A 14857-nucleotide genomic window follows, 5' to 3' on the forward strand; every position below is an offset into this window, starting at 1 on the left:
CTGCATTGTGCGAATGCACAAAGAGAGAGGGAGAAGTATGGAGTTGTGGCAAGAATCACAGAAAAGAGAAAGCCCCTGCGAACAGGGGCTTTAGAGGTTTACTGCATCAGCAGATAAAGCGAGGTATCACCACGCTGGATATTCAGCGCCAGCACGGAAGGCTTGCTGTCGAGGATCTTGCGCAGTTCAGCGATATTTTTCACCGGCTGCTGGTTAGCGCCCATGATCACATCGCCTTTTTTGAGGCCGATACGGGCTGCCGGTGAATTCGCTTTCACGTTGTTCACCACCACGCCTTTGTCTGCGCCTTTATTGCTCATCTCGGCACCTTCAATACCGCTAAAGATGGTGCTGGAATCCACCTGATTCTGGCTGCTCTGCTGCAGCTCCAGGCTCACGTTAACCGGCTTACCGTCGCGCAGCAGGCCGAGGGTCACTTTGCTGCCAATCGGCATAGAGCCCACTTCGGCACGCAGGGCGGCAAAGCTGCTGATCGGCTTACCGTTCAGGGAGGTGATGACATCACCCGCTTTAATACCCGCTTTCGCCGCGGAGGAGTTCGGCATCACCTGGCTGACAAATGCCCCGCGCTGGGCGTCAACTTTCATCGCCTTAGCCAGTTCGGAGTTCAGCTCGGTCCCGAGGATACCCAGCTCGCCGCGTTTCACCTGGCCATACTGCACCATCTGCGCGGTCAGGTTTTTCACCATGTTGCTTGGGATAGCAAAGCCGATCCCGATGTTGCCGCCGTCCGGTGCCAGAATCGCGGTGTTGATACCGATCAGCTCACCGTTCAGGTTCACCAGCGCACCGCCGGAGTTACCGCGGTTGATCGCCGCATCCGTCTGGATGAAGTTTTCGTAGTTTTCCGCGTTCAGGCCGCTACGACCCAGCGCAGAGACGATACCCGAGGTCACGGTTTCACCCAGGCCGAACGGGTTACCGATCGCCACGGTATAGTCGCCCACGCGTAGCGCGTCAGAGTCGGCAATTTTAATCGCCGTCAGGTTTTTCGGATCCTGGATCTGGATCAGCGCGATGTCGGAGCGCGGGTCTTTACCCACCACTTTGGCGTCGAACTTACGGCCATCGCTCAGCTGAACCTTAATGCTGTTCGCGTTATCAACAACGTGGTTGTTTGTGACGACATAGCCTTTCGCTGCATCAATGATTACCCCCGAGCCAAGCGCCATGAATTTCTGCTGCTGGCCGCCGCCCTGGCTGTCATCCCCGGCACCACCGCCCTGACAGAACGGAGAGCTCTGGAATGGCGAACCGTCCTGGCAGAACGGCGAGTTGTCACCGAAGAACTGCTGGAAGTTACGCGGCATACGCGGCGTATTGACGGTCGTACTGCCCTCAACGTTAATACTCACCACCGATGGCATCACTTTTTCGAGCATCGGTGCCAGGCTTGGCATCTGCTGCGCGGTTGCTGCCGACGACGCGGTCTCGGCTGCAGTAGCAGTCAGAGGAGACAGCGCTAAACCTAAACTCAGAGCCAGTGCACTCATTGCTAATGTGGTTTTTTTCATGTTTCTCAATCTCGATTTACAGGTAACGCAAAATTGCTGTGTAACTCAGATTCGTTTTATACCGCTTAGTTCCGGCGATAAGTTTATGGAAAAGGTAAAAATTTATTGGCCGTCTTTACAAAACTCCGGGATTATTCCACCGCCATAAGCTTGCGGTATTCATCCCAGGCATACAAATCCGTCATGCCGCTGATATAGTCCTGGATTAGACGGCTGCGATAATAATATTCCATCACCGGCCATTGGGAAGAGTGGCGATCCAGCTTGCCAATCGCTTCGACATACGCCAGACGATGCCGGGTAGAGAGTTTCTGATAAAGCCGCGATTCGATAGGTATTCTGCGCACGCGCTCGTGTTCCACCAGCTCGCTGAACTCGTCGACCGACAGCTGGAGCAACGGGGAATAAATTTCCAGTAACCCACTGATTACCCGATAACCCTGCAGCTCTAACTGCTCGACATCCGGATGGCTAAATACATGCCGCATCGCCACATGTTTATAAAGCTCAAGGAGTTGGCTGAAACTGCTGTCATCTTCCAGCAGCGCGTGGTTGAATTCCCCGCTGAAGATAAGCGGTAAATTATCAATAAAGCGCGACGCCGCATACGGCACCAGTTTATTTAATGTATTGACCCGCAAATACATAAAGAACTGGTCTTCTGTACTACGGCTTAATGTATTTGAGCGCGATTTTTCCCAGGCATTTTCGACAACCTGCGCAAACAGCGAGCCTTTTTCATGAGTACCCCAGGCCGCATAAAGATGCTGATAAAGCTCCTCAACACTGAAGATTCTTTTCTCAACGGCATCTTCCAGATCGGCCACGCAATAGGAAATATCATCGGCGGCTTCCATAATCCAGGTCAATGGAAAGCGGCCGTTTGGCGTCAATGAAAGTTCTTTACGTAGCCGTTCAATATAGGCCTCTTCGGAAAGGTAATAGCCCGGTTTTTTCATTAAATAGCTGTGGGACGCGGGCGTATCTCCCATCCACCACGCGGGGCGGGTATATTTCAGAATGCAGCCGACCTGTGCCCAGGTCAGGTTCATGCGCATCAGGGAGTGGACCAGCCGGATCCCCTGCGCGTTGCCCTCGAAGTGACACAAATCCTGGCGCACTTTGCGACGCAGATCGTTCAGCCCCTCTTCGCCTTCACGCAGGCGTAAATCGCGTACGATGCAGCGGTCGTCGCTCAGCGGCTGGCTTACCGCATCCGAAGGGTAAAGCCGCTGCTTAAACCAGTCATTGATCGCCGCCTCACCAAAGTGGCCAAAAGGCGGGTTGCCGATGTCATGCATCAGGCAGGCCATCTCAACGATGCTCTCAAAAGGCCCCGTCAGCTCGTCCAGACCATAGGTTTCCAGTAAGCGCTGCTCTTTGAGACGGCTTAAAATCTCTTTGGCAATGTAGCGCCCGACCTGCTGCACCTCCATGGAGTGGGTTAAGCGCGTGCGCACCGCGGCGTTACGCTCAAGCGGAAAGACCTGGGTCTTTTGCTGCAGACGGCGGATGGCTGGCGAGTTAATGATCCGCCCGCGATCGCTTTCGAAGATACGCAGGATCTCATGTTCGCTCTTGTCGCCCTGCGGCGAACGGAAACGTCGGTGCCAGTTAATTTTGGTGCGAAAATCGATTGGTGCCATGTGCTCCCCCGCGTGAGAATGCGTTTCCCCTTAACCGCATGATAGACTATGCATCTTAACAAGGCACATCGCGAGTAAATCTATGAAAATCGGCATTATTGGTGCAATGGAAGAAGAAGTTACGCTGCTGCGTGACAAAATTGAGAACCGTCAGACCCTCTCTCTTGGTGGTTGTGAGATCTATACCGGCCAGCTGAACGGTGTTGACGTGGCTCTGCTGAAATCAGGCATCGGTAAAGTGGCAGCTGCGCTGGGTGCTACCCTGCTGCTTGAGCGCTGCAAGCCGGATGTGATCGTGAATACCGGCTCTGCGGGCGGCCTGGCGCCGACGCTGAAGGTGGGTGATATCGTTGTCTCCGACGAAGCGCGTTACCACGATGCTGACGTCACCGCGTTCGGTTACGAGTACGGTCAGCTCCCGGGCTGCCCTGCTGCTTTTAAAGCTGACGACAAACTGATTGCGGCGGCGGAGACCTGCATCGCAGAACTCAACCTCAACGCGGTACGCGGTCTGATTGTCAGCGGTGATGCGTTCATCAACGGCTCCGTTGGGCTGGCGAAAATCCGTCATAACTTCCCTCAGGCGGTTGCCGTTGAGATGGAAGCGACCGCGATTGCGCACGTTTGCCATAACTTCAGCGTACCGTTCGTGGTGGTTCGCGCCATCTCTGACGTGGCAGACCAGCAGTCCCACATCAGCTTCGACGAGTTCCTGACCGTTGCGGCAAAACAGTCCACCGTGATGGTGGAACGCCTGGTGCAGAATCTGGCACGTGGCTAAACATACCGTCAGGGCGCTGGCCGCCCTGCTTCTTCTCGCACCGCTGTGGCTCTATGCTGTACCGCGCGTGATTACACTCTCTCCCGCAAATACGGAACTGGCGTTTGCCGCCGGGATCACGCCCGTTGGCGTGAGTAGCTATTCGGATTATCCGCCGCAGGCCGCGGGAATTGAACAAGTCGCCACCTGGCAAGGGATGAACCTTGAGCGCATCGTGGCGCTTAAACCGGATCTCGTGCTGGCCTGGCGCGGCGGTAACGCCGAGCGGCAGGTCAACCAGCTCACCTCGCTTGGCATAAAAGTGATGTGGATTGATGCCGTCAGCATTGAGCAAGTCGCTCAGGCGCTACGCGCCCTGGCACCCTATAGCCCTACGCCCAAAAAAGCCGAGGCGGTGGCGAAACAGATGCTGAGCGACTATGCCGCGCTGAAATCCCGATACGATACCCCTGTTAAAAAGCGCATCTTCCTGCAGTTTGGCAGCCAGCCGCTGTTCACCACCGGAAAAGGGTCGATTCAGAACCAGGTGCTGGAAGTCTGTGGCGGTGAAAACATCTTTGCAGCCAGCCGGGTGCCGTGGCCCCAGGTTAGCCGTGAACAGGTCCTGGCGCGCCAGCCGCAGGCTATCGTCGTGGTCGGAAATGCGAGCGAAATTCCCAAAATTGAACAATTCTGGCAACGGCAGCTAAAAATACCGGTAATTCCCCTTAACAGCGACTGGTTTGAACGCGCCAGCCCGCGTATTATCCTCGCCGCAAAACAGCTCTGTGCCGCGCTGGCAGAGAGTCACTAACATAAGACCCTTTTCGAGGATTTAACGATGCTCGTTTATTGGCTGGATATTCTTGGCACAGCCGTTTTTGCTATCTCCGGCGTCCTGCTCGCCGGAAAACTACGCATGGATCCGTTTGGCGTGCTGGTGCTTGGGGTCGTGACCGCCGTCGGTGGCGGGACAATCCGCGATATGGCGCTGGCGAATGGCCCGGTGTTTTGGGTGAAAGATCCTACCGATCTGGTGGTCGCGATGGTCACCTGTCTGTTAACCATTGTGCTGGTTCGCCAGCCCCGCAGATTACCCAAATGGATATTGCCGGTACTGGATGCCGTCGGTCTGGCCGTGTTTGTCGGTATTGGCGTCAATAAGGCGTTTAATGCGGGTACCGGTCCAATGGTGGCAATCTGTATGGGCGTATTAACCGGTGTGGGCGGTGGGATCATTCGCGACATTCTGGCGCGTGAAGTACCAATGATCCTGCGTACTGAAATTTACGCAACGGCCTGTATCGCGGGGGGCATTGTCCACGCGACCGCGTACTACACGTTTGCACTTCCGCTGGAAAACGCTGCGATGCTGGGGATGGTCGTGACGCTGGTGATACGTTTAGCGGCGATACGCTGGCACCTGAAGCTGCCGACGTTTGCGCTGGATGACCGGTAAAAGCAAAACGGTAACCTGACGGTTACCGTTTTTAGTCTTTTCTCCCTCTCCCTGTGGGAGAGGGCCGGGGTGAGGGCAACAGCCCGCACCCTCTTAAATACTGAACGAAGAACCACACCCGCAGGTGCTTGTTGCGTTCGGGTTGGTCACCACAAAGCGTGAACCTTCCAGACCTTCGGTGTAATCCACCGAACCGCCCACCAGATATTGCAGGCTCATCGGGTCAACCACCAGCGCGACGCCCTGTTTCTCGATAGTCATATCGCCATCGTTAACCTGATCGTCAAAGGTAAAACCATACTGGAAGCCGCTGCAGCCGCCACCGGTAATATAGACGCGCAGTTTCAGATCCGGATTGTCTTCGTCTGCAATCAGGGTTTTCACTTTGTTGGCTGCTGCTTCGGTAAATTCCAGCGGCAACGCTACATCATCACTCATCATATGCTCCCATGAATACTGCTACTGCGATTGGGTAAAATTCACCCAATTCTTTGTGTCATTATCTAATACCCTGGTAATTCATTCAAGTATTCTGCACTGCGGCCCGTTCAGCCTCTTGTTTTGCCAGAGTACGCGCAAGGATGGTGGAGTATAGCGGCTTTCCACCCAGGAACTGGGCTAATAGTGTCGCGCCGAGACAGGTAATGATCATTGGCAAAATGAGCTGGTAATTGTCCGTCATCTCCAGCACCAGCACGATCCCGGTCAACGGCGCACGCAGGGATGCGGCCAGCAGCGCTCCCATTCCGGCGATGGCAAAGGTCCCGGCGTCAAGATGATAGGCGGGAAAACCCACTTCAGCCGCCATACCAAACGCGGTGCCCAGCAAGGTCCCCAGCGCCAGCATCGGGGCAAATATCCCGCCGGGCGCGCCGGAGGAAAAACAGAGTACCGTCGTGATGACGCGGGAGATAAACATAAACAGCAGCAGACCCACGCTGAAATTCCCCGCCGCCGCAATGGGAATCAGCCCGAACCCGCCGCCTGCGGCATTCGGCTCGATAAACCCGAGCACGCCACACATTCCGCCCAGCAGACCGCCCATCAGCACCCATTTCGTGGTGTTCCCGCCGTGAATGCGCTGGAACATATCCTGAGCGCGCAGGATAAAGGTGTTAAACAGCGGCCCCACCACGCCAAAAATCATGCCGAGGATCAGGTAAAGCCACAGGGTGTTGACCGGCGCGTTGGTCAGTTTACCCACCTCAATGACCGCCCCTTCGCCGTTAAAGAGGCGAAAGACGATGCTCGACATAATGACGCCGGTAAACACCGCTTTAATGGAGATCAGGTTGTAGCGAAACTGCGCGCGCATCTCTTCGATAATGAACAAAATGCCCGCCAGCGGCGCGTTAAACGCCGCCGACAACCCCGCCGCCGCACCGGTAGCCAGCAGCGTATGGCGCGCTTCGGCGCTGCGCATCCGAAACAGATCGCCCACCATGCGGCCGACGTTCCCCCCCAGCTGTACCGTGGGCCCTTCCCGGCCAAGTACCATGCCTGCGCCCAGCGTACCCATGCCGCCGATGAATTTAACCGGAATCACCCGCCACCAGCGCACCGGACGCAGCTCCTCCAGCGCACCTTCAATTTCCGGAATGCCCGACCCACCCGCCTCCGGCGCGAATTTACGCACCAGAAAATACCCCACCAAGGCAAACAGCGCAGACAGCCCAAATGCCCAAACCCAGACCAGCCATTCGCTATCGGCGAAACCGGCCACAGTGCCCACTCGCCAGTTGAGTACGGCATTAACCGCTTTTTCAAACGCCACGCCAATCAGCCCCGCGAGAGTCCCCACCACGGCAGCGGCCAGCAGGATCGCCAGCGGCGTTTTATCGCGATTGAGCAGCCGCCGAATACTGACCCGGTGCCGGGCGCGCGTAAACTGTTGTTCTTCAAAAGACGGAGAATCTGATTTCATGTCCTGTTCTTATTCGTCATACAAAAAGCCGCGAGGATTTTACCAGAGACTGCCCCACCGTCTCCTGAAAATTACTTAACAAATCTTAAAGCATTACCCGGCTAAAAATTTCATAACCTTCCCCGAATCACTTAGAATAGTGGGCTTAATCATTTTATACGAACCAGGAACGACGCCATGAGCAAGTCTGAAAACCTCTACAGTGCAGCCCGCGAGCTTATTCCGGGTGGCGTGAACTCACCTGTGCGCGCCTTCACCGGCGTGGGCGGTACGCCGCTGTTTATCGAACGTGCTGACGGCGCGTATCTGTATGATGTCGATGGCAAAGCCTATATCGATTATGTCGGCTCCTGGGGCCCGATGGTGCTGGGGCACAACCACCCGGCTATTCGTAATGCGGTGATTGAAGCTGCCCAGCGCGGCCTGAGTTTCGGCGCGCCAACCGAAATGGAAGTGAAAATGGCGGAGCTGGTGACCGAACTGGTGCCGACCATGGACATGGTGCGTATGGTGAACTCCGGTACCGAAGCCACTATGAGCGCCATCCGCCTGGCGCGCGGTTTTACCGGTCGCGATAAAATCATCAAATTCGAAGGCTGCTACCACGGCCATGCGGACTGCCTGCTGGTGAAAGCCGGTTCCGGCGCGCTGACGCTCGGCCAGCCAAACTCACCTGGCGTACCGGCCGATTTCGCGAAGCACACCCTGACCTGCACCTACAACGATCTTGCTACCGTTCGCGCGGCGTTCGAGCAGTATCCGCAGGAGATCGCCTGCATCATCGTTGAGCCGGTAGCGGGCAACATGAACTGCATCCCACCGCAGCCTGAGTTCCTGCCGGGCCTGCGCGCCCTGTGCGATGAGTTCGGTGCGCTGCTGATCATCGATGAAGTGATGACCGGCTTCCGCGTAGCGCTGGCGGGTGCCCAGTCTTACTACGGCGTTGAGCCGGACCTGACCTGCCTCGGTAAAATCATCGGCGGCGGCATGCCGGTCGGCGCATTCGGTGGTCGTAAGGACGTGATGGAAGCCCTGGCGCCAACCGGCCCGGTTTACCAGGCGGGAACGCTCTCGGGTAACCCTATCGCCATGGCGGCGGGCTTTGCCTGCCTGACCGAAGTGGCCCAGCCTGGCATTCACGAGACCCTGACCGACCTGACGACGCAGCTGGCAAGCGGGCTGCTTGAAGCGGCAGAGGAAGCCGGTATTCCGCTGGTGGTTAACCACGTGGGCGGCATGTTCGGGATCTTCTTCACCGATGCGAAAACCGTGACCTGCTATCAGGACGTGGTGAAGTGCGACGTTGAGCGCTTCAAGCGCTTCTTCCACCTGATGCTGGAAGAAGGCGTGTACCTGGCACCGTCAGCGTTCGAAGCGGGCTTTATGTCCGTGGCGCACAGCGAAGAAGATATCAATAACACCATCGACGCGGCGCGTAAGGTGTTTGCGAAGCTCTAAGGTCATTGCCGGGTGGCGCTAACGCCTACCCGGCCTACGATGTTCTCCCTCTCCCTGTGGGAGAGGGCTGGGGTGAGAGCATCATGTCGCACCTGACTACCGGCTCTGCTTTCTCAACAGATAAATAAAGTACGGCGCACCGATAAAGGTCGACAGCAGACCCGCCGGGATCTGGTACGGGAACAGCACCATTCTTCCGCACCAGTCTGCGAACACCAGCATCACCCCGCCCGTCAGGGCCGACATGACGATATGCGGCATCGTCCGGCGGAACCCCATCATTCTGGCAATGTGCGGCGCCATTAACCCCACAAAACTCAGCGGTCCAATCGTCAGGGTTGCCGTCGCCGTCAGGCACGCTGCCAGCAGCAGCAAGGCCACGCGCGCTGGCGTCAGCGCCATCCCCACCGCACGCGCGGTTTCGCCGCCGAGCGGCAGAATGGTCATCCAGCGGCGGCACAGCGGCACCATCGCCAGCAGCACGAGCATCACCATCCCGGACCAGACCACCTGGCTTCCGGTGGCGTTGTAGGTCGAGCCGGAAATCCAGGTCAGGATCTTCGCCATACGCGGATCGCCGCTTGCCTGCAGCATCATCAGCAGCATCGTAAACGCGGTGCTGAGCGCCATCCCGGCCAGCAGCATGCGGTGCGGCGAAAAGCCGCCGCGACCGGCGGCTATCAGGATAATCATCAGCGTGGCTGCCGCGCCGATACTGCCGGCAGGCATCAGCCAGCCAAACGCATTGCCCGGCACGAAGAACAGCATCAGCACCACGCCAAAGGCGGCGCCAGAGCTGATCCCAAGCACTTCCGGGCTCGCCATCGGGTTGCCGGTCAGACGCTGAATAATGCACCCCGCCACCGCCAGCATCACCCCGGCGATCAGCGCAGCGACGATACGCGGCCAGCGCCACTGCAGCAGTTCATTGAGCAAATCACCCGTTGCCCAGTGCCAGCCCGCGGCATCGCGTCCAAATGAGAGCGCCGCGAACGAGGCGATAATCAGCACCGCCAGACCGGCAAGGCTAAACCACAGCACCGACCGACGTTCAGCGTAGACTTTATCGCCCGCGTCCATCGCCGGTGCACTCATGCTGCGCAGCCGCGGGAGCAGCCACAGCAGCAGCGGCGCCCCGATAAGCGCGGTCACAGAGCCGGTGGAGACTTCCCGCCAGACCTGCGCCAGCCAGAGAATAAGCTGATCGGAAAGCCAGAGGATCAGCGCCCCAATCAGCGGCGCCAGCATCAGACGCGTCAGTAAACGACGCGCCCCGAGCATTTTCGCCAGCAGCGGCGCAAACAGGCCGATAAACCCGATGATGCCGACCGCGTTCACCAGCAGGGCGCTCAATACAATTGCCAGCGTCAGCGCCGCCAGGCGAGCCAGCGACAGCGCCAGCCCCAGGTTACGCGCCACGCCATCATCCAGCCCCATGAGCGTAAGAGGACGCAGGAGCAGCAGCGTCAGCACAACACCGCCAGCCAGCTGCGGCCAGAGGCGCTGCACCACGCTCCAGTCGGTCTGGGTCAGCGTGCCGGTGCTCCACAGGAACATGCTTTGCAGCTGATCGTGGTGGAACAGCACCAGCAGTTGGTTGATCGCCCCACTGTAGAGGCTCACCACCAGCCCGGCCAGGATAAGCGTTACCGGCGAAAGACGCTTGCCCCAGGCCACGCCAAAGACCAGCGCACCTACCACGCACGCCCCCGCGAGTGCCGCAAACTGCGAGGTTAACGCACCCGGCAGCGCCCACAGCGTGGTAATGGTGATCCCAAGCTGTGCGCCGGTCGCGACGCCGAGCGTGGTTGGCTCTGCCAGCGGGTTACGCAAAACCTGCTGGAACAGCACGCCCACCAGCCCTAAACCGGCGCCGACTAACAGGGAGATCGCCAGACGCGGCAGCAGGCTGTAGTGGAACAGCATCTGCTGAATATTATCGATATCCGGCGAGGCCAGCGCGGCCCCCCACTGCGTGCGGGGTAACGCCGTCGAGAGGTTGAACCCGGTTAATACCAGCGCAACCAGAAAAAGCAGGGATAGCAGCAGCGCCGGGAAGCGGGCGATACGCGTACTCATGCTTTACCTCCCAGCGCGTTATCCAGCACGCGGGCAAAATGCATGGCCGACAGCGTCGCGCCGTAGAACCAGACCGCCGGGGCGCGCTGGAAGCGCTGCTCACGCACAAACGGCATCGCCTGCCAGAGCGGCGTAGCCATCAGGGTCTGCATGGCGCGCTCGTTGCCGTGATCGAAGCACAGTACATCCACGTCGCGAAACGCCGCGAGACGATCGATACCCACGGCGGTACTGCCCCAGAACGTCATCTCCCCTTCCCAGGCATTACGAATGCCGAAGCTGTCGAGCACTTCCTGGAAGAGGCAGTTTTTACCGAAAACCAGCATATGGCGGGCATCCAGCAGCGTCACCATCAGCAGCGGACGATCGCCCCGGTGAGCAAAGCGGGGCTTCAGGGAGTCAATCAGGGTATCAAATTCGTCGAGATGTTTTTTGGCCTCGACCTCGCGGTTGAGGAAACGCGCCATCTCGTTAACCGAGTTTTTCGCCATGGCCAGCGGTTTTTTACCGTCACTGAAGGCGAATCCACGTCCGGGCGCGATGCGCGCCATGGTCTCCTCTGACGGACCGTAACCCGCTGACCAGAACATGAACGAGGGTTTCATCTGGGTGAGCAGCTCGAGGTTTGGCTCCGTCCGCAGGCCGATGTCGATCACCGAGTCCGGCAGCTTCGGCTCGTTCACCCAGAGGTTATAGTTAGGAATGTCCGCCACGCCGTAGGGCGTGACGCCGAGCGCCATCATCAGCTCGACCGGCAGCCACTCCAGAGCGACAATGCGGTGCGGATCGACGGCGGCAGCACGCGCCGTATTCATTTTTAACAGCAGCGGTGAGAGCGCCATCGCCGTCAGCAGGCGACGGCGGCTAATGCGTGTGTTATCGAGCATCAGTAGACAAAGCTCACCGGTGCAGCCCCGGCCGGGTGAGGCAGAATACCCATTGGAATACCGTAAATATGTTCCAGCGTTTCGCTGCGCATCAGCTCTGCGGGTGTACCCTGGGCAATCATCTCGCCCCCGCGCAGCGCGACGAGGTAGTCACAATAACGCGCGGCCATGTTGATATCGTGCAGAACCGCAATGACCGTCAGACCGCGCTGCTGGCTCAAGCGATGCACCAGCGCCAGGACGTCGACCTGATGCGCAATATCCAGCGCAGAGGTCGGTTCATCCAGCAGCAGGCAGCGGCTGTCCTGCGCCACCAGCATCGCAATCCACGCGCGCTGACGTTCGCCTCCGGACAGGCTATCCACCAGACGGTGCGCCAGCGGTTTTAGCCCGACCAGCGCAATCGCCTCTTCCACCTTCTCTCTGTCGGCCACGCCAAATCGTCCAAGCGCCCCGTGCCACGGATAACGCCCAATCGCCACCAGCTCACGCACCGTCATTCCTTCCGCCTGCGGCAGCTGCTGCGGCAGATAGGCCACTTTGCGCGCAAAGGCTTTACTGCTCCAGCTCTCCAGCGGTTGGTCATCCAGCAGAATATCGCCTTCTGAAGGCGGCTGATGGCGCCCCAGCATCTTGAGCAGCGTGGACTTACCGGAACCGTTGTGACCAATCAGGCCAGTGACTTTACCGGCGGGGAACGTCAGAGAGAGCGGATGCAGCAAGGTGCGCCCGGGTACGCGAAAGGAGAGATGGTTGAGCGTGAAGGTGGTGTCGGGTTGCGTTTGATTATCCTGCATATCAGCCAACTTAAATAAAAAGGGCACGGCGAACCGTGCCCGGACAGAGATTAGAAGCGGAAGGTCGCGGTAGCAACAACCTGACGTTCAGCACCCCAGAAGCAGCCGTAGGTGTTGAAGCAGCTGGCAACGTACTCACGATCGAACAGGTTGTTCACGTGCAGCGCCACGTTCGAGCCTGCCATGCCAACGCGTGCCAGATCGTATCTGACCAGCGCATCGACAACGGTGTAGCTGCCCACCTTGAAGGAGTTCGCCGGATCGCCATAGCTGGAACCCGTGTAACGCACGCCGGTACCCAGCGTCAGGCCAGACAGTGGGCCATCAAACATCGTGTAATCACCCCAAACGGATGCCATGTGTTTTGGCACCTGAGCTGGCGTGTTGCCTTTGTAGTTCGTATCGGTGGTGTATTCCGCATCGGTATAGGTATAGGAGCCGACGACGTTCACGCTTGCAGAGAGGGCCGCTTTCGCTTCCAGCTCTACGCCACGCGCGCGGATTTCACCGCCTTCAACGGAGAAGAAGGAGCCCGCCGGGTCCGCCATCAGGTTGTTGGTTTTGGTCAGCTGGTATACCGCACCGGTAACAACGATCGGACGATCGTTCGGTACGTATTTCACGCCCGCTTCGTACTGTTTGCCTTTGGAAGGCGAGAACAGTTTACCCTGGGCATCGGTCTGCGAAGCCGGTTCAAACGATTCGCTGTAGCTAAAGTACGGGGTGACACCGTTATCAAACAGGTAGTTAACGCCGCCGCGCCAGGTGAACTGGGTGTCATCACGTTTGGAAGTGGTGTTCGTCACGCGGTTGTAGGATTCCTGATCGGCCCAGTCATAACGGCCGCCCAGGGTTACCAGGACCTTATCCCACTGCGCCTGATCCTGAACGTAGAGTCCCGTCTGTTTCTGACGGTTAAGGATCTGATACGGGCCGGAGTTTGCTGGGTCTTTTGCACCAAAATCAAAATCGCTGTTCACCGGATGGTAGAGATCCAGCAGCGGAACAGAGTCGTCATAGCCAAACCAGGAGTTGATGTCGTTACGCATACGCATAAAGTCAACGCCGGTCAGCAGGATGTGGTCCACCTCACCCGTAGCGAATTTGCTCTGCAGCTGAGTATCAACGGTGAAGTTCTGCAGTTTTTCATTATCGACAACGTATTTACGCGCCAGATAATGGCCTTTATCCGATGGCGCTAGCGCCGCGCACTGCTTGTTGCCGCTGTTCGCCGGGTCGGTACAGACACCATAGCCGTATACGCTGTTTTGCGAGGTTTTGTTCTCAGCAAAGCGCAGATTCTGGCGCACGGTAAAGGTATCGTTGAAGGCGTGGTCGAAGCTGTATCCCACCATTTTCTGGTTACGGGAGTAGGTGTTGTTCTTCGCGCCTTCGTTGAAGTTCGTCGGAAGACGATCGCCATTTGGCAGCGGATCAACCGTTCCCTCTTTTGGCAGCCAGCCGTAGTAGCCTGTCTCAGGCTCGTTCTGGAAGTATGAGAGGAACGTGAAGGTGGTTTTATCATCCGGACGCCAGGAGAAAGAAGGCGCGATGGCATAACGCTGCTCACCTTTGCCTTCCTGCTGCGAGTTGTTCGAACGTGCAACGCCCGTTAAGCGGTAAGAGTAAACGCCGTCATCGTCGATCGCATCGCTGAAGTCAAAGCCGGTCTGGAACAGGCTGTCAGTGCCCATTTTGAACTGAACTTCTTTCAGCGGCTCGGTGGTTGGGCGCTTGCTGACCATGTTCAGCAAGCCGCCAGGGCTGCTTTTTCCGTACAGAACGGAAACCGGGCCGCGCATGATCTCGGCGCGCTCCAGCATATAAGGGTCAATCACCGCGTCGTTATAGAAGTTGCCTTGCATCTTCATACCGTCGAGGTAGTTATTTTGGGTCTGACCGTCGGCCGCGAAACCGCGAATGACCAGGTAGTCATAGGTGTTGGACGCGCCACGCGTACCCACCGCAACACCCGGCGTGTAGCTCAGGGCTTCTTTCACCGAGCGTGGCTGGTGCAGCGCCATCTCTTCAGCGGTCACCACGGAAATAGACTGTGGAACCTTTTGAATCGGAGTATCCGTTTTGGTCCCGGTCGCCGATTGCCGTGCAGCGATGGTCGCCGCCGGTCCCCAGGCACTTTCCTGTGCCGCAGGTGCTGCGGTTACCGTGATAGTTTCTTCTTTTTTCGGGGTTTCGGCCGCATGAGCATACGCGGACATGCCGGCAACCGCTGTGGCGACGACGACCGCGAGTTTACGCAGCGACGTGTTCATTGGCTGAGCAGTATTGGAAAGCGCCATGATGTTTCTCTG

The 14857-nt window shown here is 57.9% G+C and carries 12 protein-coding genes; 4 read left to right on the forward strand and 8 right to left on the reverse strand.

Going from position 1 to position 14857, the window contains the following annotated elements; genetic code table 11:
• Nucleotides 1-98 precede the first annotated feature (98 nt).
• Together degP and dgt are read right to left on the reverse strand one after the other, a co-directional pair.
• Nucleotides 99-1535 carry a serine endoprotease DegP gene (gene degP, locus AC0TNG_RS13265; protein WP_024907518.1) on the reverse strand — a complete coding sequence of 479 codons (1437 nt, stop codon included), beginning with the start codon at nucleotides 1533-1535 and terminating at the stop codon, nucleotides 99-101.
• A gap of 131 nt (nucleotides 1536-1666) precedes the next feature.
• A complete protein-coding gene (gene dgt / locus AC0TNG_RS13270; protein ID WP_024907517.1) occupies nucleotides 1667-3181 on the reverse strand; it encodes a dGTPase in 1515 nt (504 codons plus the stop codon).
• Nucleotides 3182-3263: 82 nt separating this feature from the next.
• Between dgt and mtnN the strand changes: the two genes are divergently transcribed.
• From mtnN to AC0TNG_RS13285, 3 genes are read left to right on the forward strand one after another with little or no spacing between them, the layout of a single operon-like run.
• Nucleotides 3264-3962, forward strand: coding sequence for a 5'-methylthioadenosine/S-adenosylhomocysteine nucleosidase (gene mtnN, locus AC0TNG_RS13275; protein WP_024907516.1), 699 nt, complete (start codon nucleotides 3264-3266; stop codon nucleotides 3960-3962).
• Nucleotides 3955-4755 (forward strand): vitamin B12 ABC transporter substrate-binding protein BtuF, encoded by an 801-nt coding sequence (gene btuF, locus AC0TNG_RS13280; RefSeq protein ID WP_267217239.1) that lies wholly within the window; start codon nucleotides 3955-3957, stop codon nucleotides 4753-4755. Before mtnN ends, btuF begins: the two co-directional genes overlap by 8 nt.
• Before the next feature lie 27 nt (nucleotides 4756-4782).
• Complete coding sequence (locus AC0TNG_RS13285) at nucleotides 4783-5400, forward strand: TRIC cation channel family protein (protein ID WP_024907514.1); 618 nt, start codon at nucleotides 4783-4785, stop codon at nucleotides 5398-5400.
• A gap of 93 nt (nucleotides 5401-5493) precedes the next feature.
• Here the strand turns inward: AC0TNG_RS13285 and erpA are convergent, their stop codons facing one another.
• Nucleotides 5494-5838, reverse strand: a complete 345-nt coding sequence (erpA, locus tag AC0TNG_RS13290; protein ID WP_013095643.1) for an iron-sulfur cluster insertion protein ErpA — start codon at nucleotides 5836-5838, stop codon at nucleotides 5494-5496.
• Nucleotides 5839-5923: 85 nt separating this feature from the next.
• Nucleotides 5924-7324 (reverse strand): H(+)/Cl(-) exchange transporter ClcA, encoded by a 1401-nt coding sequence (clcA, locus tag AC0TNG_RS13295; RefSeq protein WP_473712515.1) that lies wholly within the window; start codon nucleotides 7322-7324, stop codon nucleotides 5924-5926.
• A gap of 177 nt (nucleotides 7325-7501) precedes the next feature.
• Here clcA and hemL point away from each other — a divergent pair, with 177 nt between their 5' ends.
• Nucleotides 7502-8782: a glutamate-1-semialdehyde 2,1-aminomutase gene (gene hemL, locus AC0TNG_RS13300; protein ID WP_473712516.1), complete on the forward strand. Its 1281-nt coding sequence runs from the start codon at nucleotides 7502-7504 to the stop codon at nucleotides 8780-8782.
• Nucleotides 8783-8878: 96 nt separating this feature from the next.
• On the opposite strand, the gene fhuB is transcribed toward hemL, so the two are convergent.
• The 4 genes from fhuB to fhuA are packed head-to-tail and all read right to left on the reverse strand — an operon-like array spanning nucleotide 8879 to nucleotide 14845.
• The gene (fhuB, locus tag AC0TNG_RS13305; RefSeq protein WP_473712517.1) at nucleotides 8879-10861 is read right to left on the reverse strand and encodes a Fe(3+)-hydroxamate ABC transporter permease FhuB; all 1983 of its coding nucleotides are present in this window, start codon (nucleotides 10859-10861) and stop codon (nucleotides 8879-8881) included.
• A complete protein-coding gene (gene fhuD / locus AC0TNG_RS13310) occupies nucleotides 10858-11748 on the reverse strand; it encodes a Fe(3+)-hydroxamate ABC transporter substrate-binding protein FhuD (protein ID WP_157188625.1) in 891 nt (296 codons plus the stop codon). The genes fhuB and fhuD overlap by 4 nt, the downstream gene beginning before the upstream one ends.
• Entirely contained in the window at nucleotides 11748-12545 is a 798-nt protein-coding gene (gene fhuC, locus AC0TNG_RS13315; RefSeq protein ID WP_024907509.1) for a Fe3+-hydroxamate ABC transporter ATP-binding protein FhuC, read from the reverse strand. Before fhuC ends, fhuD begins: the two co-directional genes overlap by 1 nt.
• A gap of 50 nt (nucleotides 12546-12595) precedes the next feature.
• Nucleotides 12596-14845, reverse strand: a complete 2250-nt coding sequence (fhuA, locus tag AC0TNG_RS13320) for a ferrichrome porin FhuA (RefSeq protein WP_032649743.1) — start codon at nucleotides 14843-14845, stop codon at nucleotides 12596-12598.
• Nucleotides 14846-14857: the final 12 nt, after the last annotated feature.

This window comes from Enterobacter sp. PL_is514 (assembly GCF_055816715.1).

What these genes read in the sequence shown, in the direction of transcription:
- degP (WP_024907518.1), bottom strand. Translation starts at nt 1,535, where the DNA reads ATGAAAAAAACCACATTAGCAATGAGTGCACTGGCTCTGAGTTTAGGT.
- dgt (WP_024907517.1), bottom strand. Translation starts at nt 3,181, where the DNA reads ATGGCACCAATCGATTTTCGCACCAAAATTAACTGGCACCGACGTTTC.
- mtnN (WP_024907516.1), top strand. Translation starts at nt 3,264, where the DNA reads ATGAAAATCGGCATTATTGGTGCAATGGAAGAAGAAGTTACGCTGCTG.
- AC0TNG_RS13285 (WP_024907514.1), top strand. Translation starts at nt 4,783, where the DNA reads ATGCTCGTTTATTGGCTGGATATTCTTGGCACAGCCGTTTTTGCTATC.
- erpA (WP_013095643.1), bottom strand. Translation starts at nt 5,838, where the DNA reads ATGAGTGATGATGTAGCGTTGCCGCTGGAATTTACCGAAGCAGCAGCC.
- clcA (WP_473712515.1), bottom strand. Translation starts at nt 7,324, where the DNA reads ATGAAATCAGATTCTCCGTCTTTTGAAGAACAACAGTTTACGCGCGCC.
- hemL (WP_473712516.1), top strand. Translation starts at nt 7,502, where the DNA reads ATGAGCAAGTCTGAAAACCTCTACAGTGCAGCCCGCGAGCTTATTCCG.
- fhuB (WP_473712517.1), bottom strand. Translation starts at nt 10,861, where the DNA reads ATGAGTACGCGTATCGCCCGCTTCCCGGCGCTGCTGCTATCCCTGCTT.
- fhuD (WP_157188625.1), bottom strand. Translation starts at nt 11,748, where the DNA reads ATGCTCGATAACACACGCATTAGCCGCCGTCGCCTGCTGACGGCGATG.
- fhuC (WP_024907509.1), bottom strand. Translation starts at nt 12,545, where the DNA reads ATGCAGGATAATCAAACGCAACCCGACACCACCTTCACGCTCAACCAT.
- fhuA (WP_032649743.1), bottom strand. Translation starts at nt 14,845, where the DNA reads ATGGCGCTTTCCAATACTGCTCAGCCAATGAACACGTCGCTGCGTAAA.